General features: G+C 68.8%; 23 protein-coding genes. 12 read left to right on the top strand and 11 right to left on the bottom strand.

The genetic code is table 11. The annotated features are described in order from the left end of the window. The first annotated feature begins 64 nt into the window (after positions 1-64). Positions 65-916 (top strand): type 1 glutamine amidotransferase, encoded by an 852-nt coding sequence (locus ACE5C1_RS06670; RefSeq protein ID WP_374943277.1) that lies wholly within the window; start codon positions 65-67, stop codon positions 914-916. On the opposite strand, the gene paoC is transcribed toward ACE5C1_RS06670, so the two are convergent. Genes paoC through paoA form a run of 3 tightly spaced genes read right to left on the bottom strand, consistent with a single transcriptional unit; the run spans position 909 to position 4,698 of the window. Then, positions 909-3,122: an aldehyde oxidoreductase molybdenum-binding subunit PaoC gene (gene paoC / locus ACE5C1_RS06665; RefSeq protein WP_374943276.1), complete on the bottom strand. Its 2,214-nt coding sequence runs from the start codon at positions 3,120-3,122 to the stop codon at positions 909-911. The two genes, ACE5C1_RS06670 and paoC, sit on opposite strands and share 8 nt — an antisense overlap. Then, the gene (locus ACE5C1_RS06660) at positions 3,119-4,069 is read right to left on the bottom strand and encodes an FAD binding domain-containing protein (RefSeq protein WP_374943275.1); all 951 of its coding nucleotides are present in this window, start codon (positions 4,067-4,069) and stop codon (positions 3,119-3,121) included. Before ACE5C1_RS06660 ends, paoC begins: the two co-directional genes overlap by 4 nt. Further along, positions 4,066-4,698, bottom strand: a complete 633-nt coding sequence (gene paoA / locus ACE5C1_RS06655) for an aldehyde dehydrogenase iron-sulfur subunit PaoA (RefSeq protein ID WP_374943274.1) — start codon at positions 4,696-4,698, stop codon at positions 4,066-4,068. The genes ACE5C1_RS06660 and paoA overlap by 4 nt, the downstream gene beginning before the upstream one ends. Positions 4,699-4,874: 176 nt before the next feature. Between paoA and ACE5C1_RS06650 the strand changes: the two genes are divergently transcribed. Genes ACE5C1_RS06650 through ACE5C1_RS06635 form a run of 4 tightly spaced genes read left to right on the top strand, consistent with a single transcriptional unit; the run spans position 4,875 to position 7,934 of the window. After that, a complete protein-coding gene (locus ACE5C1_RS06650) occupies positions 4,875-5,861 on the top strand; it encodes an aldo/keto reductase (protein ID WP_374943273.1) in 987 nt (328 codons plus the stop codon). A 35-nt stretch (positions 5,862-5,896) separates the two neighbouring features. After that, entirely contained in the window at positions 5,897-6,313 is a 417-nt protein-coding gene (locus ACE5C1_RS06645; protein WP_374943272.1) for a cupin domain-containing protein, read from the top strand. Continuing rightward, the gene (locus ACE5C1_RS06640; RefSeq protein WP_374943271.1) at positions 6,310-7,665 is read left to right on the top strand and encodes an ABC1 kinase family protein; all 1,356 of its coding nucleotides are present in this window, start codon (positions 6,310-6,312) and stop codon (positions 7,663-7,665) included. Before ACE5C1_RS06645 ends, ACE5C1_RS06640 begins: the two co-directional genes overlap by 4 nt. Before the next feature lie 17 nt (positions 7,666-7,682). Further along, complete coding sequence (locus ACE5C1_RS06635; RefSeq protein ID WP_374943270.1) at positions 7,683-7,934, top strand: glutaredoxin domain-containing protein; 252 nt, start codon at positions 7,683-7,685, stop codon at positions 7,932-7,934. A 3-nt stretch (positions 7,935-7,937) separates the two neighbouring features. On the opposite strand, the gene ACE5C1_RS06630 is transcribed toward ACE5C1_RS06635, so the two are convergent. Beyond that, positions 7,938-8,708, bottom strand: coding sequence for a ZIP family metal transporter (locus tag ACE5C1_RS06630; RefSeq protein ID WP_374943269.1), 771 nt, complete (start codon positions 8,706-8,708; stop codon positions 7,938-7,940). A 54-nt stretch (positions 8,709-8,762) separates the two neighbouring features. Beyond that, positions 8,763-9,581 carry a hypothetical protein gene (locus ACE5C1_RS06625; protein ID WP_374943268.1) on the bottom strand — a complete coding sequence of 273 codons (819 nt, stop codon included), beginning with the start codon at positions 9,579-9,581 and terminating at the stop codon, positions 8,763-8,765. 85 nt (positions 9,582-9,666) lie between these two features. On the opposite strand from ACE5C1_RS06625, the gene ACE5C1_RS06620 reads away from it, so the two are divergent. The 3 genes from ACE5C1_RS06620 to ACE5C1_RS06610 are packed head-to-tail and all read left to right on the top strand — an operon-like array spanning position 9,667 to position 13,843. Then, complete coding sequence (locus tag ACE5C1_RS06620) at positions 9,667-11,322, top strand: MFS transporter (RefSeq protein WP_374943267.1); 1,656 nt, start codon at positions 9,667-9,669, stop codon at positions 11,320-11,322. Next, a complete protein-coding gene (locus ACE5C1_RS06615) occupies positions 11,319-12,461 on the top strand; it encodes an HlyD family secretion protein (protein WP_374943266.1) in 1,143 nt (380 codons plus the stop codon). Before ACE5C1_RS06620 ends, ACE5C1_RS06615 begins: the two co-directional genes overlap by 4 nt. Next, positions 12,458-13,843, top strand: coding sequence for an efflux transporter outer membrane subunit (locus ACE5C1_RS06610; protein WP_374943265.1), 1,386 nt, complete (start codon positions 12,458-12,460; stop codon positions 13,841-13,843). The genes ACE5C1_RS06615 and ACE5C1_RS06610 overlap by 4 nt, the downstream gene beginning before the upstream one ends. 52 nt (positions 13,844-13,895) lie before the next feature. On the opposite strand, the gene ACE5C1_RS06605 is transcribed toward ACE5C1_RS06610, so the two are convergent. The 5 genes from ACE5C1_RS06605 to ACE5C1_RS06585 form a co-directional block, all read right to left on the bottom strand. Further along, the gene (locus ACE5C1_RS06605; protein WP_374943264.1) at positions 13,896-14,570 is read right to left on the bottom strand and encodes a spermidine synthase; all 675 of its coding nucleotides are present in this window, start codon (positions 14,568-14,570) and stop codon (positions 13,896-13,898) included. Between the two features lie 32 nt (positions 14,571-14,602). Continuing rightward, positions 14,603-14,728, bottom strand: coding sequence for a hypothetical protein (locus tag ACE5C1_RS06600; RefSeq protein WP_374943263.1), 126 nt, complete (start codon positions 14,726-14,728; stop codon positions 14,603-14,605). A 34-nt stretch (positions 14,729-14,762) separates the two neighbouring features. Continuing rightward, on the bottom strand, positions 14,763-15,137 hold the full coding sequence (locus tag ACE5C1_RS06595) for a DUF6481 family protein (protein ID WP_374943262.1): 375 nt from the start codon (positions 15,135-15,137) through the stop codon (positions 14,763-14,765). A gap of 19 nt (positions 15,138-15,156) precedes the next feature. Then, on the bottom strand, positions 15,157-15,378 hold the full coding sequence (locus ACE5C1_RS06590) for a hypothetical protein (protein WP_374943261.1): 222 nt from the start codon (positions 15,376-15,378) through the stop codon (positions 15,157-15,159). An 83-nt stretch (positions 15,379-15,461) separates the two neighbouring features. Beyond that, positions 15,462-15,668 carry a cold-shock protein gene (locus ACE5C1_RS06585; RefSeq protein WP_374943260.1) on the bottom strand — a complete coding sequence of 69 codons (207 nt, stop codon included), beginning with the start codon at positions 15,666-15,668 and terminating at the stop codon, positions 15,462-15,464. A 302-nt stretch (positions 15,669-15,970) separates the two neighbouring features. Here ACE5C1_RS06585 and ACE5C1_RS06580 point away from each other — a divergent pair, with 302 nt between their 5' ends. Continuing rightward, complete coding sequence (locus ACE5C1_RS06580) at positions 15,971-17,074, top strand: DUF47 family protein (RefSeq protein ID WP_374943259.1); 1,104 nt, start codon at positions 15,971-15,973, stop codon at positions 17,072-17,074. 15 nt (positions 17,075-17,089) lie between these two features. Next, positions 17,090-18,103: an anion permease gene (locus ACE5C1_RS06575; protein WP_374943258.1), complete on the top strand. Its 1,014-nt coding sequence runs from the start codon at positions 17,090-17,092 to the stop codon at positions 18,101-18,103. A 121-nt stretch (positions 18,104-18,224) separates the two neighbouring features. Here ACE5C1_RS06575 and ACE5C1_RS06570 read toward each other — a convergent pair whose 3' ends face one another. Further along, positions 18,225-20,060: a DUF885 family protein gene (locus ACE5C1_RS06570; RefSeq protein ID WP_374943257.1), complete on the bottom strand. Its 1,836-nt coding sequence runs from the start codon at positions 20,058-20,060 to the stop codon at positions 18,225-18,227. Between the two features lie 108 nt (positions 20,061-20,168). On the opposite strand from ACE5C1_RS06570, the gene ACE5C1_RS06565 reads away from it, so the two are divergent. Together ACE5C1_RS06565 and ACE5C1_RS06560 are read left to right on the top strand one after the other, a co-directional pair. Then, positions 20,169-20,639 carry a DUF2141 domain-containing protein gene (locus tag ACE5C1_RS06565; RefSeq protein WP_374943256.1) on the top strand — a complete coding sequence of 157 codons (471 nt, stop codon included), beginning with the start codon at positions 20,169-20,171 and terminating at the stop codon, positions 20,637-20,639. Between the two features lie 18 nt (positions 20,640-20,657). Beyond that, positions 20,658-21,368: a hypothetical protein gene (locus ACE5C1_RS06560; RefSeq protein ID WP_374943255.1), complete on the top strand. Its 711-nt coding sequence runs from the start codon at positions 20,658-20,660 to the stop codon at positions 21,366-21,368. The last annotated feature ends 27 nt before the right edge of the window (positions 21,369-21,395 follow it).

The following is a 21,395-nucleotide window of genomic DNA, read 5'->3' as shown; positions in this document are numbered from 1 at the left end:
GGTACTGGGCAGCGGTGGCGCACGCTTGGGTCCAGAGCGTGGCGGTGCACATGGCCGGACCCGCATGACCAGCAGATACGATTTCCTGGTCGCCGACAGCGAAACCGCGGCCGAGCGCGAGCAGCGGCGGCGCAGCGCGGGGAAAAGCGCGGGCGAGAGCTATGCCGCGACGCTCGCGCAGATCGCACCCGGCTGCACCGTCGAGGTGAGGGCGCCGGCCGACTCCGGCCAGCCCGAGATCACCGGTGCGGACCTTCGCTACGACGCGGTGTTCGTCTCCGGATCGCCGCTTCACGTCTATTGCGATACGCCCGAGACACGGCGGCAGCTGGCGTTCATGCGCGCGGTCTTTGCAGCGGGCGTGCCGAGTTTCGGGTCGTGCGCCGGGCTGCAGGTCGCGGCGGCGGCGGCGGGCGGTACGGTGCGCAAGATGCCGACCCGGCGCGAGGCGGGTCTGGTACGGCGGATCACCGCGACGGCCGAGGGCAGAAATCATCCGCTGCTCGCCGGGCGTCCTGCCGCTTGGGACGCATTGTCGATCCACGGCGACGAGGTCGAGACCTTGCCCGATGGCGCGACGCTGCTGGCGACCAATTGGGCGGCGCAGGTGCAGGCCGCGGAAATCCGGTGCGGCAAGGGCGTGTTCTGGGGCGTGCAATATCATCCCGAGCTGGCACCCGGCGAAATCGCGACCGCGTTGCGCCGGGACGCCGCCGATCTGGCGGAGACCGGGCTGGTCGACTCGCCCGACCATGTCGAGGCGCAGGCCGCGCTGTTCGACCGCCTTCACCGCGAGCCCGACAGCCGCGACGTCCGCTGGCGATTGGGTGTCGACGACAGCGTCGCGATCGAGGACCGGCGGCGTACCGAACTCCGCAACTTTATCGGCGCCATCGGTACCGACGCGCTCAGATAAGCGGCGGCAGCCGGTCCAGGTGCTTGTCGAGCGTTATCGGATAGTCGCGCACCCGCACGCCCGTGCCGTTGTAGACCGCGTTGGCGATCGCCGCGCCGACCCCGCAGATGCCGAGCTCGCCGACGCCCTTGGCCTTCATCGGCGAAGAGATCGGATCGACCTCGTCGAGGAAGACCACCTCCTGGTGCGGGATGTCCGCATGGACCGGCACCTCGTAGCCCGCGAGATCGTGATTGACGAAGAAGCCGAACCGCGTGTCGACCGCCAGTTCCTCCATCAGCGCCGCGCCCGCGCCCATTGTCATCGCGCCGATCACCTGGCTGCGCGCCGACTTGGGGTTCAGGATACGTCCCGCCGCGCATACCGCCAGCATGCGGCGGATGCGCGTCTCGCCGGTGTACGAATCCACCGCGGCTTCGACGAAATGCCCCGCGAAGGTCGACTGCTGATACTTTTTGCCCAGATCGCCGTATTCGATGTGGTCCTCCGCGAAGAGCCCGGCCGCGTCCTTCAGATCGGCGGTGCGATTGCCGCTGCGCACCTTGCCGTCGGCAAAGGTCGCGTCCGCCGAGTTGAACCCCAGCTTCTGCGCCACGGCTTCACGCAGCTTCATGCACGCGGCGTACACGCCCGCGGTGGAGTTGTTGGCACCCCATTGGCCCCCCGAGCCGCACGATGCGGGAAAGTCCGAATCGCCGAGCAGCACGACCACCTTGTCGAGCGAAACGCCCATCGTCTCGGCCGCGGTCTGCGCGATGATCGTGTACGTGCCCGTACCGATATCGGTCATGTCGGTCGCGACCGTCACCACGCCCTTGCCGTCGATGCCGACGCGTGCGGCCGACTTCGTCAGCAGGTTGTTGCGGAACCCCGCCGCCATGCCCATGCCCACCAGCCACTTGCCGTCGCGCACCTGCGCAGGCCTGGCATTGCGCCGGTTCCAGCCGAAGCGGGTCGCGCCCTGGTTCAGGCATTCGATGAACTGCCGCTGCGAATAGCGTCGTTCGGGGTGCTCGGGATCGACCTGGGTGTCGTTGGCGATGCGGAAGGCGACCGGGTCCATCCCCAGCTTCTCCGCCATCTCGTCCATCGCGATCTCGAGCGCCATGAGCCCGGGCGCTTCGCCAGGCGCGCGCATCGCATTGCCCTCGGGCAGGTCGAGGACGGCGAGCCGCATCGAGGTGAGCCGGTTGGCGCCCGCATACATCAGCCGGGTCTGCGACACCGCGGTCTCGGGCCCGCCGCCGGGCAGGTCGCCGGAGCCGCTCTCGTGCGCGATCGCGACGATCTTGCCCTGCCGGTCCGCGCCGATGCGGATGCGCTGGACGGTTGCCGGGCGGTGCGTGGTGTTGTTGGCGATCAGCGGCCGTTGCAGCGCGACCTTCACCGGCCGCCCCGCCGCCCGCGCCCCCAGCGCCGCCAGGATCGCGTCGGCACGCACGAACAGCTTTCCGCCGAAGCCGCCGCCGACATAGGGCGAGATCAGGCGGACGTTCTCCTTGGGGATGCCCAGCGTTTTCGCGACGTCGCCCTTGCCCCAGGCGATCATCTGGTTCGACGTCCACAGCGTCAGCCTGTCGCCGTACCACGCCGCGATCGTCGCATGCGGTTCCATCATCGCGTGGCTGTGATCGGGGGTGGTGTAATTGGCGTCGATCGTCACCGGTGCGGCGGCAAAGGCCTCCTCGAACTTGCCGACCCGGTCGACCGCTGGCGCGGCGCTGCCTTCGCCGCTGCTGTCGCCTTTCAAAGGCGCGGTCTTGATCTCGGTCGCCAGATCGAAGCGGCCGCCCTTGGCGCGTGCGTAATCGACCCGGACCAGCGCCGCGGCGGCACGTGCCTGCTCGAAGGTCTCGGCGACGACGAGCGCCACCGCCTGGTGATAATGCTCGATATCGGGCCCGCCGAGCAGGTGCGCGGTGTTGAAATCGCCTTTTACCAACTTGCCCGCATTGTCCGCGGTGACGATCGCCAGCACGCCCGGCGCAGCCTTCGCCTCGGCCAGGTCGACCGCGTTGATCCGCCCCTTGGCGATCGCCGATCCGACGATGTAGCCGTAGGCCTGTTTGGCAACGACGTCATGGCGCTCGTAGGCGTAAGGCGCCGTGCCGGTTGTCTTGAACTTGCCGTCGATTCGGTCGGTCGGCTTGCCGATGACCTTGAGCTGGTCGATCGGGTTTTCGCCGGCGGGTGTGTCGAACTTCATGCCGTCCTCGCTTCTGCGATCACTGCGGCCAGCGTGCGCTCGACCAGGGGCACCTTGAAGGCATTGTCGTGCGTCGGCTTGGCACCCGCGAGCAGCCCCGCGGTCACCGCCGCCGCACCCTGCGGCAATTGCGCCTCCGCCGCCTCGACCCGCCACGGCTTGTGCGCGATCCCGCCGATCGCGACCCGGCCGCTGCCGTCGCGCCCGATCACGCCAGCGACCGACACCAAGGCATAGGCATAGGACGCCCGGTCGCGCACCTTGCGGTAGATGTGGGTGCCGCCGATCGGCTTGGGCAGCGTCACCGCGGTGATGAGCTCGCCTGCCGCCAGATTGGTGTCGATATGCGGCGCGTCGCCGGGCAGCCGGTGGAAGTCCGCGATCGGGATCGCCCGCGTGCTGCCGTCGGGCTTCACCGTTTCCACCACCGCGTCCAGCACCCGCATCGCGACCGCCATGTCGCCGGGATAGGTGGCGATGCACGCGTCGCTGACGCCGACGATCGCCAGCTGGCGGCTGTACCCGCCGATCGCCGAACAGCCCGAACCCGGGCGGCGTTTGTTGCACGCCATGTTGGTGTCGTAGAAATACGGGCAGCGGGTGCGCTGGAGCAGATTGCCCGCGGTCGTCGCCTTGTTGCGCAGCTGCCCGCTGGCGCCCGCCACGATCGCGCGGGTCAGCACGCCGTAATCGCGGCGCACGCGCGCGTCGGCAGCCAGGTTGGTGTTGGTCACCCGCGCACCGATCCGCAGGCCGCCTTTGGGCGTCGCCTCGATCCGGTCGAGCTTCAGGTCGCCGACATCGATCAGGTGGCGCGGCGTCTCGATCTGGAGCTTCATCAGGTCGAGCAAATTGGTGCCGCCCGCGATGAACTTGGCGCCCGGCTTCACCGCAGCCGCAGCCGCCTCGGCCGGGGTCCGTGCGCGCTCGTAGGTGAAGGGGATCATGCGCGCGCCTCCGCCACGTCGGTCATGGCCTCCAGAATGTTGGAATAGGCGCCGCAGCGGCAGATGTTGCCGCTCATCCGCTCGCGCATCTCGGCATTGCTGGCGGTCGGCCGTTCGGTCAGGCTGACGCTCGCGTGGCTCGGGATGCCCGCCTTGATCTCGTTTAGCACCGCCACCGCCGAGCATATCTGCCCGGGCGTGCAATAGCCGCATTGATAGCCGTCGTGTGCCACGAACGCCGCCTGCATCGGGTGAAGCTTGCCGGGCGTGCCCAGCCCCTCGATGGTCGTGACCTTGTCGCCGTCGTGCATCACCGCCAGCGTCAGGCAGGAATTGATCCGCACCCCATCGACCAGCACCGTGCACGCGCCGCACTGGCCGTGGTCGCAGCCCTTCTTGGTGCCGGTCAGTTGCAGATGCTCGCGCAGCGCGTCGAGCAGGGTCGTGCGCGTGTCGAGCGACAGCGTGCGCCGTGTTCCGTTCACGTCCAGCCGGACCGTCGCCATGCTGGGCGCCGCCGCCGGCGACGGTGCGGCATCGACCGCCGGAATCGCGGTCACCGCCACGCTCGCGGCGCCGCCGGCCAATATGCCCCTGCGCGTAATGTCATGAGTCCCCGTGGTGGTCATGGCGGTCGAATCTCCCTGTCGCGGCGACCTGCCTGTCGATTTCATAGCGCCAACTCCCGGGAACCGCGTTCGTTGCAGTGCAGCGGCGACGTCGTGGAACGTGCGGGCTTTCCGGCGGTTGGCACCATCTGCTCCGCGCGGTGTTTTGCCGCGACCAGCATGGGACGGATACGATCATGAAGGTGCGCAAGCTCGGCTCTCAGGGCCTCGAAGTGTCGGCGCTCGGCCTGGGCTGCATGGGCATGTCCGATTTCTACGCCGGGCAGGACGATGTGGAATCCGAAGCCACGATCCACCGTGCGATCGACCTGGGCGTTACCTTCCTCGACACCGCCGACATGTACGGCGTCGGCCGCAACGAGGAGCTGGTCGGCCGCGTCGTCCGCCAGCGCCGCGAATGGGTGGTCGTCGCCACCAAGTTCGGCAACGTCCGCGGCGAGGACGGCAGCTTTCGCGGCGTGAACGGGCGCCCGGAATACGTCCGCGCCGCTTGCGACGCGAGCCTCAAGCGCACCGGGCTCGACGTGTTCGACCTCTATTATCAGCACCGCGTCGACCCCGAGGTGCCGATCGAAGAGACCGTAGGCGCGATGGCCGAGCTCGTGCAGGAAGGGAAGGTCAAGTATCTGGGACTCTCCGAAGCGTCGCCCGAGACGATCCGGCGTGCGCATGCGGTTCACCCGATTACCGCGCTGCAGACCGAATATTCGCTGTGGAGCCGCGATCCCGAGGACGAATTGCTGTCGACGGTACGCGCGCTCGGCATCGGTTTCGTGCCGTACAGCCCGCTCGGCCGCGGCTTCCTGACCGGGCAGTTCAAGTCGCCCGACGATCTCGCGACCGGCGATACCCGCCGCAACCATCCGCGCTTCCAAGGCGAGGCGTTCCAGAAGAATCTCGATCTCGTGACGGAGATCGAGCGGATCGCGGCCGACAAGGGCTGCACGCCGGCCCAGCTGGCGCTTGCCTGGGTGCTGGCGCAGGGCGACGACATCGTGCCGATCCCGGGCACCAAACGGCGCAAGTATCTGGAGGAGAACCTCGGCGCGCTCGACGTGGTGCTGACCCCGGAGGACCATGCGCGGATCGACCGCGTCCTGCCTCCCGGTGCGGCGAGCGGAACGCGCTACCCGGCGGCGGGCATGGCGGCGCTGAGCCGCTGAGACGAACCCGATTCCCACGGACAAGGAGCAAGACGATGGCGATCTTCAACAAGGACATGGTGGAATTGGCGAACGCCAACGACTTCTTCCAAAAGGAGGTTTACCGCGACGCCAACGTCCAGATCGTGCTGATGAGCATCCCGGCGGGCGAGGATATCGGCACCGAAAGTCACCGCGCCGACCAGACGACCTTCTTCGTCGACGGCGAAGGTCAGGCGGTCGTCGACGGGCACCGCACCAAGGTGACGCCCAACCACATGATCGTCATCCCCAAGGGTGCCGAGCACAATATCGTCAACAGGGGCGACGGTGCGCTGAAACTGTTCTCGGTCTACGCACCCCCCGCCGAGCCCGCGGGCGTCGCGCACCGGACCAAGGCCGACGCCGAAGCGGCTGAGGAAGGCTTCATCGCGCGCGCCGCCAAGAAGGTGAAAGCGGCCATAACCGGATGACACTTCCGCCGGGCAGGGCAGTCCCGAGCGGGCGGCTGGCCCGGCTCGGCGCCTTCGGGCGGCTCGCCGGCGGTGTCGCGGGCGGCGTGGTCGCGGAGGGCGCGCGCCGGCTGGCCGCGGGTGAACGGCCGCGGATGGGGGACCTGCTGCTCACCCCGGCCAACGCCGCGCGCGTCGCCGACCAGCTTTCGCACCTGCGCGGGGCGGCGATGAAGCTGGGGCAGATGATCTCGATGGACGCGGGCGACCTGCTGCCGCCCGAGCTTACCGCGATCCTGGCGCGGCTGCGCGACGGCGCGCACCACATGCCACCCAAGCAGCTCGACGCGGTGCTGGCGCGAGAATGGGGGCAGGGTTGGCGGGGGAAATTCGCGCATTTCCAGGCCCATTCGGTCGCCGCCGCCTCGATCGGCCAGGTCCACCGAGCCCGCACGCGCGACGGCCGCGATCTGGCGATCAAGGTGCAATATCCCGGCGTCCGCGAAAGCATCGACGCCGATGTCGACAATGTCGCCACCCTGTTGCGCGTGTCCGGGCTGCTCCCCAAGGCGCTCGACATCGCGCCGCTGCTCGCCGAGGCCAAGCGGCAGCTGCACGAGGAAGCCGACTACCGACGCGAGGGCGCGATGCTGGAGCGCTACCGCACCCTGTTGGCGGACGACCCCCGCTTCGTCGTGCCCGCGCCGGAGCCGGATTTTACCACCGACCATGTGCTGGCGATGACCTTTGTCGAGGGCACTGCCATCGAGACGCTGGAAGCCGCACCGCAGGACACCCGCGACCGCGTGGTCTCGGCGCTGATCGCGCTGGTTCTGCGCGAGCTGTTCGCTTGGGGGCTGATGCAGACCGATCCGAATTTCGCCAACTACCGCTGGCAGGCCGAAAGCGGCCGCCTGGTATTGCTCGATTTCGGCGCCGCGCGCGAAGTGGCGGACGAGGCGGCGCAGGGCTATCGCGCGCTGCTGCTCGCCGGGCTCCGGGGAGACCGCGACGCGATGCGCGAGGCGGCGATCGTGGCGGGGTTCCTGGGCGATGCTGCGGTGACGCAGCACCGCGCGACCGTGGATCGCATGATCGACGTGGTCCTGGGCGAACTGAACCGCGGAGGCCCGTTCGATTTCGGCGACCGCGCCTTTGTCGGCGTGCTGCGCGACGAGGGGATGGGGATCGCCGCCGATCGCGCCAACTGGCACGTGCCGCCGATCGAGACCCTGTTCGTCCAGCGCAAGATCAGCGGCACCGCGCTGCTCGCCGCACGGTTGAAGGCGCGGGTCGACGTGCGCGCGATGATCGCCGGCATACTCGCCACGGAACAACCCGCGCCGCCCGGCACTCTGCTCCCGACATCCTGATAATCGAGGAACCCACGATGGCCGACGATCGCAGCGCAACCCTGGTCCGCATGGTCCTGCCCGAACACACCTGCCCGTTCGGCGTGCGCGCCAAGCAGATGCTCGAAGGCGCCGGCTATACCGTCGAGGACTGCATCCTGCGCTCGCGCGAGGAGGTCGAAGCGTACAAGGCCGAACAGGGCGTCGACACGACCCCGCAGATCACGATCGGCGGCGAACACATCGGCGGCAGCGACGACCTCGAACGCTATCTCGCCGACGCGGGCTGAGGGTCAGCCGCCGAGCTTGGTGAGGACAAACGCGAGCAGGAAGCCGATCACCGCGATCAGCCCGGAATATTCGTGGGTGCTCTCGGTCGCCTCGGGGATCATCGTGTCGACCAGCATCGCCAGGATCGCACCCGCAGCGACTGCGGTGACCGCAGCGATGATCTCCGGGCTGCTTCCCGCCAGCGCGACGTTGCCGATCATCGCCGCGATGCCCGATACGATCGCAATGCCGCCCCAGACCCCGAAGATGTAACCGGCGCCGCGCCCGGCCTTCTTCATTCCCGCAGCACTCGACAGCCCCTCGGGCACGTTCGACAGGAACACCGCGGCGACCGTCACCGCGCTCACCCCGCTGCCGTCGAGCAGGCTGACCCCGATCACCACCGATTCGGGGATCCCGTCTAGCAGCGCGCCGATGGCGATGGCGGCGCCCGAACCGCTTTCCGCATCGGGCTGCTTCTCGTCCGAGTTCGACCCCGATCGCTTGCGGTGGCGCGCGCCTCGCCGCGACACCACGATATTGGCGATCGTGTAGACCAGCGCGCCGCCCAGGAAACCGACCGCGGTCGAATCGAACCCGCCCTGCCGGAACGCCTCGTCCATCAGGTCGAACGCGACCGCCGAGATCAGCACCCCCGATCCGACCGCCATGATCGCCGCGATCAGCCGCTGCGGTAACGTAACGGAGTAGGCGATGCCTGCCCCCAGGATCAGCGCAGACCCGCCGACCAGTCCCCAGAACCCGGCTTCCAACATGCCCGACATGATCGTCATCGTCGCTCCCTGGCGCCGGCACCCACCTCGCGGTGCCGGAACGTATCGCACCCTCTATGCATGATGGCGAAGATATCCGCACGGCCATCGCCGCCGCGTGCCCGGCTTGCCCCACACCGGCTGGTCCAGGAAAGGATACCAGCATATCCCCTCTATCGGCACCCCCGACGCGGCGACCTCGTCCCGGACATGCGCCAGCCAATTGGCCTGCGAATCGCCGATGAAGGGAAACCGCTTGCGCGCCCGAGTGTGGCCGACATGCCAACTCGTCTCCATGATCGCGATCGGCAGGTGATATCGCGCCCACACCGCGCGCAGCACCTCGGCCAGCGGCACGGTGGCGTCGTGCGGATAGTAGTTCACGCCGACGACGCTGATCCACCCGGTGGCGACGAGCGCGTCGGTCGCGGCGAAGGTCGCGTCGTGCAGGTGGTGGAACGGGTCGCACGTGTAGAACCGCGCCTCGCGCATCAGCCCGAAGGCGGTCATCATCTCCTTGGCCGCGGCGATCGCCTCGCGCTTGGGGCGGCGGCACAGCAGCGGCCACACCGACGGCTCGTTGACCGCGACGACATGCGCCGGGCCGGTGATCGCCTTGGCGCAGGCGAGCGCGTGCGCCGCGCGGTGCGGCGGCGGATCGAAGTGGCACAGGTCCCAGATCACCTGCACCCCGTCGGGCACCGCCGCCACCCGCGCCGCGGCGTCGTGCCGCCACGGCAGCCCGTCGCGCGCGATCCTCACGCCCAGCGCCATCGCGTCGCGATAGTGGCGGGTCATGTCGGTGGTGGGGGTATGGCGGGTCTCGACCAGCAAATCCTGGTCGCACCAGCCCAGATGGCCGCATTCGAAGCCGGCCCAGAGCGGAACGTTCACACCCCGCCACCTACCCGGCGGCGACGCGCGCGACAACCGCGCGCGGCTGCGTGACCGGTCCGCAGGCTTGGTGCATAGAACCGCGATGTCGCGGATCCGCCGATTTCTGTCCGAAGAGCAATGGACGTTCGCGCCGCACGAGCAACCGGCGATGCCGGGCTCGCCCGGATCGCCCGCGCATCCGCCCGCGCGCAGGCTTGCCTACGGCGCCATCGCGATCCTGGTGGGGCTGACGGGCGGGCTCGGTAACGCGCTAATCGCGGTGAACACGACGGTGCTGGCGGGCGGGCTCGGGCTCGATCCCGCCGAGATCGCGTGGCTGCCGGCGGCCTATGTGATGACCAACGTGTCGATCAACCTGCTGCTTATCAAGTTCCGTCAGCAATACGGCTTGCGGCCGTTCACGCTCATCTTTCTGGGCCTCTACGTGCTGCTCGCCTTCGCGCATCTGTTCGTGCGCGATTTCTGGTCCGCGGTCGCGGTGCGCGCGGCGAGCGGGATGGCGGGGGCGGCGCTGTCGTCGCTCGGCCTTTACTACATGATGCAGGCGCTGCCCGCCAAATGGCGGCTGAAGGCGGTGGTGATCGGCATCGGCGTGCCGCAATGCGCAACCCCGTTGGCACGGCTGTTCTCCCCCGAGCTGCTGGTCGAATCGCAGTGGCGCGCGCTGTACATGTTCGAGCTCGGGCTCGCGTTGCTCAGCCTCGCCGCGGTGAGCCTGCTCCGCCTGCCGCCGACCCAGCGCAAGCCCGCGTTCGAGCCGCGCGATTTCGCCACCTTCGCACTGTTCGCCACCGCCGCGGCGCTCGTCTGCGCGGTGTTGGCGGAAGGGCGGATCGTCTGGTGGACGCAGAGCGCCTGGATCGGCTGGGCGTTGGCGGCGGCGATCCCGCTGTTCGCAGGGGCGCTGCTGCTGGAACACGACCGCGCCAATCCGCTGCTCAACACCCGCTGGCTGGGCAGCCGCGACATCGTGCGCTTCACGATCGTCACGGTGATGGCGCGGATTGTCCTGTCCGAACAGACCACCGGCGCGGTCGGCTTGTTAACCGTGCTGGGGCAGACCAACGACCAGCTCCAGTCGCTGTTCGTCGTCATCCTGGCCGCCTCCGTCGCCGGGGTCGTTGCCAGCGCAGTGACGCTCGACGTCGATAAGCTGGCGCATCCGGTCATGCTGGCGATCGGCCTGGTCGCGATCGCGGCGCTCGTCGATTCGCACGCGACCAGCCTGACCCGGCCAGCGCAGCTGTATGTGACGCAGGCGGTGATCGCCTTCGCCGCCACCTTCTTCATCGGTCCGTCGCTGCTGTTCGGGCTCAACCGCGCGCTGCAACAGGGGACCGGGCACGTCATCAGCTTTCTGGCGTTGTTCGGCATTATCAATTCGATCGGCGGCTTGGGCGGTGCGGCGCTGATCGGCACCTATCAGACGGTGCGCGAGCGCGCGCACGACAGCGCCATCGTCCAGGCGATCGACCCCACCGACCCGTTGGTCGCACAGCGGCTGGCGGCAGGCGCTGCGGCGGTCGGCCGCGTCGTCGGCGACCCCGCATTGCGCGCGGCGGAGGGTGGCGCTCTGCTGTCGCAGGTGGCGGTGCGCGAGGCCAACGTGCTCGCGTACGACGACACCTTTCGGCTGATCGCGGTCCTGGCTGCGCTGACCACCGCATTCCTCGGCGGATTGCTGTTTCGACGCGGGCAACTGGAACGCCGCGCGCGCAGGGCCGTAGGAGCGGCATGACCGATAGCCGCTCCAGCCCCGTGGCCACAGAACCCGTCACCGCCGAGCGCGAAGCCGAGCTGGCGTCGCCGGCGGGATCCGGCTGGGCGCCGCCGCGTCCGGGACGGACGACGCTGATCGCGATCGTGCTGGTGACGATCGCGGGCGTGTGCCTGGTCCTCGCCGCCTGGCGGCTGCCACCCTTCGCCAGCGACGTCCAATCGACCGACAACGCCTATGTCCGCGGCCGCACGACCGTCATCAGCCCGCAGGTCAGCGGCTATGTCGCGACGGTGCTCGTTCGCGACTTCGCCGACGTGCGGGCAGGCCAGCCGCTCGTGCGGATCGACGATCGCATCTATCGACAGCGGGTCGAACAGGCCGCGGCGCAAGTCGCGGCGCAGCAGGCGACACTCGCCAACAGCCGCCAAGCCGCCCGCTCGCGTGCTGCAAGCCTGGCCGCGCAGGATGCCGCGGTCGACAATGCGCAGGCGCAGCTGTTGCGCGCGCGTGCGGACATGAACCGGGTGAACGATCTGGTCACCGACGGTTCGGTATCGCTGCGCGAGCGCGACCAGACGCTGGCCTCGCTGCGCCAGGCCGAAGCGCAATTGCGTCAGGCACAGGCTGCGCGCGAGATTGCACAGCAGGACATCCGCACCGTCGAGGTCGGCCGCGGCGGGCAGGAGGCCGGGGTCAGCGGCGCCGCTGCGACCGAACGATTGGCTCAGATCGACGTCGCCAACACCGTGGTCCGTGCACCCGAAGCCGGCCGGCTGAGCGAGGTCGGGGTGCGGCTGGGCCAATATGTCACCGCGGGGTCGCAGCTGATGTTCCTGGTGCCGCCGGAAACGTGGGTGATCGCCAATTACAAGGAGGCGCAGACCGCGCGAATCGCGATCGGCCAGCCCGCGACCTTCACCGTCGATGGCCTCGGCAATGCCCGCTTCACCGGGCGGGTCGAGCAGATTTCGCCCGCGGCCGGATCGGAGTTCGCGGTGCTCAAGGCCGACAACGCCACCGGCAATTTCACCAAGGTGCCGCAGCGGATCGCAGTGCGCATCCGCATCGATTCCGGCCAGCCGCTGATCGCGCGGCTGCGGCCCGGCATGTCGGTGCAGGCGCGAATCGATACCGCGGGCGGACCCGCGGCCCGATGAGGTCGGCCGGTCTGCTCGCCGCATTTTTGCTCCTGACGGGCTGCGTCGGCCCGCGCCCCGCGATCCCGGTCCAAGCGGCGATCGTCGCACCCCCTGTCTGGCGGACCGCGCTGGGGCCGGGCGCGCCGATCCGCGCCGATTGGTGGCAGGTGTTCGGCGATCCGGTGCTCGCGCGGCTGGTCGAGCGCGCGCTCGCGAACAGCCCCGATCTCGGCAGCGCGGCGGCACGGGTGGAGGAGGCGCGCGCGCTGGCCCGGCTGGCGCGCGCGCAATTGTCGCCGCTGGCGACCGCCGGAGCGCCGCTGTCGGACGGCCGCGCGCTGAACCCGTTCGGGGTGCCGACGACCAACTTCGGCGCGCAGCCGGCTCTGCAGGTCAGCTACGACCTCGATCTCTTCGGCCGCTTGCGCGATGCCAGCGCAGCGGCGCGCGCGCAGGCGCTGGCGAGCGACGCCTCGCGCGATGCGGTACGGCTCGGCATCGTCGCGGGGGTGGCGAGCGGGTACGTTACCCTGCGCGCGCTCGACCTGCGGCTGACGGTGGCACGCGAAACGCTCGCGGCGCGCGCCGAGGGCTTGCGCATCGCGCGCCGGCGGGCGGAGACCGGCTACACCTCAAACCTCGAACTGCGCCAGGCGGAGGCCGAATATCGCGCCACCGAACAGCTGGTGCCGCAGGCGCAACTGGCGATCAGCCGGCAGGAGAATGCGCTGAGCCTGCTGGTCGGCGACACGCCCGGAGCGATCCCGCGCGGCCTGGCGCTCGACGCGTTGACGACTCCGCCCGTCCCCGACGGTCTGCCCGCCGACCTGCTGCGGCGGCGCCCCGACCTGTTCTCCGCCGAGCAGGCGCTGGTCGCCGCCGACCGCAGCCTCGACAGCGCGCGCGCGGCGCTGCTGCCCAATCTGGCGCTGACCGGGTCGGCGGGTTTGGTGCTCTCGACCGCGCTGTCGAACCCGGTGGGGGTGTTCTCGCTCGGCGCGAGCGTCCTGTCGCCACTGTTCGACGGCGGGCGGTTGCGCGCGCAGGCGGATGCGTCGGTGGGGCGGCGAGACCAGGCCGGGTTCGCGTACCGGCGCGCCGCTCTGGTCGCCTTTCGCGAGGTCGACGACGGCCTGGCGGGCGTGCTGCGCTCGGGCGAACAGGCAATTGCGCTTGCCCGCCAGCGCGACGCACTGGCGGGCGCCTTGCGCAACGCCTCGAACCGCTACCGCGCGGGCTATTCCGCCTATCTCGATCAGCTCGACGCTCAGCGCGGGCTGCTCCAGGCCGAGCTCGCACTGGTCCAGGCGCGCGCGGATCGGCTGAACGCCTACGTTTCGCTCTACCAGGCACTCGGCGGCGGCTGGTCCCCAGCGGATGTGGACGCGACCCGGCGCTGATCTTGCCGCATAACCTCGGACGCCCGGCCGACTATCGCGCGCTGATTTTGGTTCAGCCCGGCGCCCGGGCGAACCAGATGACGTGCCGCGGTCCCTTGCCGTTGCTGCGCGCGCGCACCGCGACCTCGTCGACGTCGAACCCGGCGCGCTCGAGCCGGCGTGCGAAGCCGGTGTCGGGCGCCGCCGACCAGACCGCCAGCACGCCGCCCGGCTTCAGCGCAGCGCTCGCGCTCGCCAGGCCGCGCGCCGCATAGAGGCGGCCATTGTCCTCATGGGTAAGCGCGTCGGGGCCGTTATCGACGTCGAGCAGGATGGCATCGTATGCGGCGCGACCACGTTCGATCACCGCCGCGACATCGTCCTGCACCAGCGCGACGCGCGGGTCATCAAGGCAGCCGGCGGTCAGCACGGCCATCGGGCCCCTGGCCCAATCGACGATTTCGGGAACCAGCTCGGCCACGGTCACGCGGGCGTCGGCGCGCAGTGTGGCCAGCGCCGCACGCAGCGTGAAGCCCATACCGTAGCCACCGATCAGCAGGTGCAGCCCGGCACGCTTCCCGAGCCGCGCCGCCGTCATCGTGGCCAGCGCCTCTTCCGACCCGCTCATCCGGCTGTTCATCAGCTCGTTGCAGTCGAGCACGATCATGAAGTCGCCGCCACGGCGAAACAGCCGCAGCGTCTCGCCGCCAGGCACAGCGGCGGTTCCGATCAATTCGCGTGCAATCATGCCATCCGCCGCCACCGATCGGTGGCGGAATCCTACTTCAGCGTCGTCATCTCGACCGGTTTGCCCTTGGTCGTCGGATTGGACGCATTCGCCTTGGGTGGCTTTTCGGCCTTGGGCTTGCGCACTTCGCGGCTCGACTTCTTCTGACTCTTGGCCATGATGCCTCCTGATCCGGGTGCGCTGACCGCAGCCCTATTTGGTGCGCTTTTTCCGCGCGGCATAGCGTGCGTCGCGCGCCGCCTTGCGCTCGGCCTCGGTCAGCGTCGGGGTAGCGGCCGCACGGGCCTCTGCCTCGGCCTGGATCTTGGCGGCGAATTCCGCTTCGGCAATCCGCTTGCGCTCGGCGGCTTCCTCCTCGCGCGCCAGGCGCTCTGCCTCACGCTTGCGCGCAGCGGCGGCGCGCTTCTCGGCTTCCACCGCCTCGCGGGCGAGGCGCGCGGCGTTGCGCTCGGCAAGCTCTTCCGCGGTTGGCTTGGGCTTGTCGCGCAACTTGGCGAGGGCTTCGGCGCGCGCGCGATTGGCACTGGCGACGCGGTCTTGAAATCCGGGTTCCTTGAACGACGGCATGTAGGGTCGTGGTCCTGTCTTATTGGTAGCGGCTGAGCCGGGTCGGCGTCCGCTGCACGGGGCCGGCGATTACCTTGGAGCCATACGCTTTGGCAATATCTGCGGTATCGTCGGCATTGTTCATCACCACGCGGGTGCCGCCGGAATGCAGCGTCTCGATCGCGCTGATCGTGATCTTGCGCTTGGCGCAGGTGGCAATGACATGCGCCTCGGTGGCATTGACGTTGATCGCTCTGGACACGGGCGCCTCCGAATGGCTGGCGGCACCGGGCCACCGAAAAGAATGACGGCGGAGCACCATAAGGTGCCCCGCCGCCTGTCAGGTCATGCGGCCTGGAGGTTCACCGCAGAGGTCTTGCCCCGGCGATCGGTTTCCAGCTCGAACGAGACGCGCTGGTCCTTGTCGAGGGTCGCCATGCCGGCGCGTTCCACCGCCGAGATGTGCACAAAGGCGTCGCCCCCGCCACCCTCGGGCGCAATGAAGCCATAGCCCTTGTCGGCATTGAAGAACTTGACGGTTCCGATAGTCATGGGGAATTCCTTTGTCCCATAGGTGACGGGCATGGGCCAACCGCGGCACATCCCGGCTTCGTTGAGGCTAGAAAGGGACAAGGGGGAGCCGAGGCGGCCCCATATCCGTCGCATGCGACGTAAGCCCCCGCCATATAGGGCAGAAGCCGGGCGAATGAAAGGGCGGACGCCGTTTTGGCCATAATGGTCGCGGCGCGTACGGCATTGCGCTAACGACTTGGCTGTTCCCGTGCGGGTCTTCATGCGCTAGTCGCCGCGGACGATATCCGCCCCGAGTATCCGCCATCCGCCAGATCGCCGCCTTGCCCTATCGCACCGACGGATCGCCGGTCGACGGCGGCGTGCGCGTGTTGCTGGTCACCTCGAGAAGCACCAAACGTTGGGTGATCCCGAAGGGCAACATGGGTGCCGGCGTCGCGCCGCACACCGCCGCGGCGCAGGAGGCGGAGGAGGAAGCCGGGGTTCGTGGTGCGGCCTGCCCGACCCCGCTCGGCAGCTATCGCTACCGCAAGCGGCGCGGCAGCGGCGCGTCGCTGATGGTCGACGTCGACGTCTTTCCGCTCGCCGTCACCGACGAGCTGCCGAAGTGGAAGGAGCAGGGCGAGCGCGAGCGGCGCTGGTTCTCGCTCGCCGAGGCGGCGGGAGCGGTCGAGGAGCCCGATCTTCGCGACCTCATCCGCTCGTTCAGTGCAACCGAATTCAAGGCGGCGGCGGCGCGCAGCATGCTCGGCCGCGTCGCCGACAGATCAAAGGTGGGATCGATGTTCTCCTGGTTTCAGCGGCTGCTCCCGCAAACGGGCAATTTCTTCGAGATGTTCGAGGCGCATGCGCGCACGGTGACGACCGGCGCGGAGGCGATGGCGCGGCTGGTTCAGGGCGGCCCCGCCACCGCCGAACATATCCGCGAGGTGATCGAGCGCGAGCATGACGCCGACGAGATCACCCGCGCGGTGCTCCAGACCGTCCGCAAGACCTTCCTGACCCCGTTCGACCGCGGCGCGATCACCAGCCTGATCGGCGCCATGGACGATACGATCGACGAGATGCAGGCCGCGGCGCAGGCCGTCGACCTCTACGACGTCGTCGATTTCGCGCCGGAGATGAAGGACATGGCGGCGATCATCGTCGACGCCGCGCGGCTGACCTGCGAGGCGATGCCGCTGCTGCGCGACGTCGCGGCGAACGGCGGCCGGCTGCACGAACTGACCGAGCGCGTGGTGCGCATGGAGGGGCAGGCCGACGAGATCCACGTCGCCGGGCTGAAGCGCTCGCTGCGCGATCACGGCACCACCGACACGCTACGCTTCGTCGTCGAGCGCGAGATCTACAAGCATCTCGAACGGATCGTCGACGCGTTCGAGGATGTCGCCAACGAGGTCGACGGCATCGTCATCGATCACTCGTGACCCTCGCCGCTCCCCATGCATGAACTCGCCTTCCCGCTGCTCGTCGCGCTGATCGGCGTCGCGCTCGCGTTCGATTACCTGAACGGCTTGCACGACGCCGCCAATTCGATCGCCACCGTCGTGGCCACGCGGCTGCTGTCGCCGGTCAAGGCGGTGCTGTTCGCCGCGGTGTTCAACTTCGCCGCCTATTTCCTGACCATCGCCTTTCCCAGCTTGCACGCAGTGGCGGAGACGATCGGCAAGGGGCTGGTCGACAAGGATGTCATCACTCCTGCGGTGATCTTCGGCGCGCTGGGCGGCGCGATGTTCTGGAACGTCGTGACCTGGATTCGCGGCATCCCGTCGTCGTCGAGCCATGCGCTGGTCGGCGGGCTGATCGGGGCAGGGGTGGCGCACGCGGGGATCGGCGGCATCCAGTGGACGGGGCTGAACAAGACGCTGCTGGCGATCGTGCTGTCGCCGATGCTCGGCATGATGCTGGCGATGCTGGTCATGCTGGCGAGCAGCTGGGCGTTCTACCGCGCGACCGCGCACCAGGCGGAACGCAGCTTTCGCGCGCTCCACCTGGTCTCGTCGGCGGCCTATTCGCTGAGCCACGGCCTCAACGACGCGCAGAAGACGATGGGGATCATCACCGTCCTGCTCTATTCGACCGGGCGGCTCCAGGGGCCGTTCCAGGTGCCGCATTGGGTGGCGATCAGCTGCTACATCGCCATCGCGCTCGGCACCATGACCGGCGGGTGGAAGATCATCGAAACGATGGGCTCGCGGATCACCAAGCTGTCGCAGCACCAGGGGTTCAGCGCGTCGCTGGCGGGATCGATCGTGCTGTTCAGCGCATCGGCACTCGGCATCCCGGTATCGACGACCCACACCATCACCGGCGCGATCATCGGTGCGGGCACCGCCAGGCGGGCGTCCGCGGTGCGCTGGGGCGTCGCGCGGACGGTGGTGATCGCGTGGATCGTCACCATTCCCGCGTCGGCGGTGGTCGGCGCCGCCTTCTACGCGTTGACGACGCTCTTTTGAACTGCGGCAAATCCTCGCGTCGAATCGTCAAGAATGCCGTTCGTGCTGAGCGAAGTCGAAGCACATCGCCCAGAGCCATGCCCTTCGACTTCGCTCAGGGCGAACGGAATTAACTGGTCGGCTATTTGCCTCCAGCCGCGATCCAGCGGTCGATCTTGGCTTCGAGCACCGGCATCGGCAGTGCGCCGGTATCGAGAACGGCGGCATGAAAGGCGCGCGGATCGAAGCGGTCGCCGAGCGCCGCCTTGGCCTTGGCCTTGGTCCGCGAGATCGTCAGCTGGCCGATCTTGTACGCCAGCGCCTGTCCCGGAATGGCGATATAGCGCTCGACCTCGGCGGTCGCGTCGGTGCGCGCCATCGGCGAGTTGGCGAGCATGTAGTCGATCGCCTGGTCGCGGGTCCAACCCTTGGCATGGATGCCGGTGTCGACCACCAGCCGCATCGCGCGCAGCATCTCGTCGTTCAGCCCGCCCATCCGCTGGTACGGATCGGTCTCCATCCCGAGCTCGGGCCAGAGCGTCTCGGCGTACAGCGCCCAACCTTCGGCATAAGCGGTGTTGCCGCCGAAGCGCATGAAGGCGGGCAGCGCCTGGTTCTCCTGGGCGACGCTGATCTGGAAATGATGCCCCGGCACCGCTTCATGGAGGAACAGCGTCTCCATCTCCCACATGTAGCGCGAGGGCAGGTCGTAGGTGTTGTAGTAGAACACCCCCGGCCGCGATCCGTCGGGCGTTCCGCCCTGATACGAACCGCCCGCGTCGGTCTTTTCCTTGAACGGCGGCACCGCGCGGATTTCGAGCGGGGTCTTGGGGATCAGCGAGAATTGCTCGCGGATGCGCGCGTCGATCCGCTTGCCGATCGCGAAATAGCCGTCACGCAACTGCGCCGCCGACTGCGGCTGGAACTGCTTGTCGGTGCGCAGGAAGGTGAAGAACTCGGGCAGACTGCCCTTGAACCCTACCGCGACCTTCTGCGCCTCCATGCCCTTTAGGATACGCGCGACCTCGGATAGCCCCAGTTGATGGACCTCCTCGGCCTTCAGCGGCAGCGTCGTGTTCGATTCGATCAGATAGGCGTAGAGCCGGTCGCCGCCGGGCATTCCCGATAGCCCGACGCTGTCGCGTGCCGCCGCCAGATAGGTGTTCGCGAGAAAATCGCGCATCCGCTGCTCGGCAGGCAGTACCACGTCGCGGATCTGCGCCGCATAGGCGCTGCGCAGCCGCGCCTGGTCGGCGGCGGCGATACCGGCGGGAAAGGTCTTGACCGGGCCGTAGAAGGTTGAAGTCTCGACGCCTTCCTTGATGAGGTTGTCGAACTGGCCGATCATGTTGCGGACGACCAGCTTGGGCTGGACCACGCCGGTCTTCATGCCCTGGCGAAAGCGCACGATCGCCTCGTCGAGCAGTGCGGCATATTGCGCGTTGCGCTTCAGGTTGTTCTCGTAATCGGCCAGCGTCTTGAACGGCGCTCCGCCGATCCCGGAGGCGAATTCGGGATAGAAGGATTGGAAGCCGAAGAAATGGTCGATCGGTCGGACGATCGTCAGCGCCACGATCTCCGGGCTGAGCCCGCGCAGCGCGATTTGGGTCTGATTCTGGAAAACGTCGTAGGCGATTCTGTCGACCGGGGTCAGCCGGGCGCGGTCGATCGCCTTGAGGCCGCGCAGGTCGGCCTCGGCCGCCGCCCGCTCGGCGGCGATATAGGCGTCGGAGAGCTGATCGCCGAGCCGGTCGGCGTAGCGCAGGTCGCCGCGGAAAATCGCCGACACCGGATTGCGCTTCAGGCTCGCCTCGTCGCTGTCGTAGAACAGCCGCTTGAGCCGCGCGTCCTCCGCGCTGTCGTCCGCCTGCGCGACGGGCGGCGGCAGCGCCTGGGCGAGTGCGGGGCTTGCGACGGACAGGAGCAGCAGCGCGAGCGGGAGAGCCTTGGAAAGCAAGCGGATATCCTTGGATGACATCGTCGCTTGGTATGCGGCATCGCTGGCTTGGGCAAGCGCACCCGATACACGATCCGCACTTGCCCGCGATCCGCTCCTGCGCCAGAGGGCTCGGCGATGCCGTTCGCGATGCTGCTATCCCTGGCTGTGGCCGGACAATCGCCCGCTGCCCCGCACGGAGCCTGTCCCCCGGCGGGCAGCGCGGCCGTGCTGGTCGACGTGACCGGCTTCAAGGCTCGCGTCGGCGCGGTCCGCGTGCGGCTGTTCGGCCCGCCCACCAGCACCTATTTCGACAAGAAGCATGCGCTGGTCCGCACCGAGATCGCGGTCCCCGCGTCGGGCCGCGTCACGATCTGCGTGCCCGTGCCGCGGCCCGGTGTCTATGCGATCGACGTCCGTCACGACGTCAACGGCAACGGCAAGACCGACCGCGCCGACGGCGGCGGCGCATCGGGCAATCCGCGCCTGGGGCTGCTGGACGTGCTGCTCGGGCGCAAGCCCGATCCCGCACGGGTCCAGGTCCGCGTCGGCTCGGGCGTGACGACGGTCTCGGTTACGCTGATGTACCTCCAGGGCGGCGCGTTCAAGCCATGGCGCTGATCGCCCGTGCCCGCCCGCATGGCTGAGAACGGAGCCGGTGGCGCGCTCGCCCCGCTGATCGCGATCGTCGGCTGCGACGGATCGGGCAAGTCGACGCTGGCGCGCGACCTGTGCCTGGACCTGGCACGTACACATTCGGTCGAAATGCACTATCTGGGTCTCGGATCGGGCGCGATCGGCGAGCGCATCAAGCGATGGCCGCTGATCGGCAGCGTCACCGAACGCGTGCTGTCGAACAAGGCGCGGCGGACCCGAACCGAGGGCGATCGCATACCCGGACTCGCCACCGCGCTCGTCGTGTACGGCTTTTCGCTGCTGCGGCGCAGGCGGTTTCGCGCGGTGCTGGCCGCCCGCCGCGCCGGCGTGATCGTCGTTACCGATCGCTACCCGCAGACCGAGGTGCCCGGTTTCTATGACGGCCCCGGACTTTCCGCGGCGAGTTCGGGCAGCCGCGCCGTTGCGCGATTGGCAGCGCGAGAGGCGCGCATGTACGCGTGGATGGCAAGCTTTCGCCCCGATCTCGTTATTCGCCTCGATGTCGACCTCGCCACCGCGCATGCGCGCAAGCCCGATCACGATTCCGACCTGCTCCGCCGCAAGATCGCCGCGACCCCGCTGCTCGGCTTCGCGGGCGCCGCGATCGTTGATATCGACGCGCGAGCCCCCTATGCCGAGGTCCGGCGTCAGGCCTGGGCAGCGTTGCTGCCAGTCGTCCGCGACGTCGGCTGACGAAGGACGCGCGCCGCCCGCGCCTGT

Source organism: Sphingomonas sp., from assembly GCF_964263785.1.
GTDB lineage: Bacteria > Pseudomonadota > Alphaproteobacteria > Sphingomonadales > Sphingomonadaceae > Sphingomonas.
This window is presented reverse-complemented; position numbering and strand designations above follow the sequence as displayed.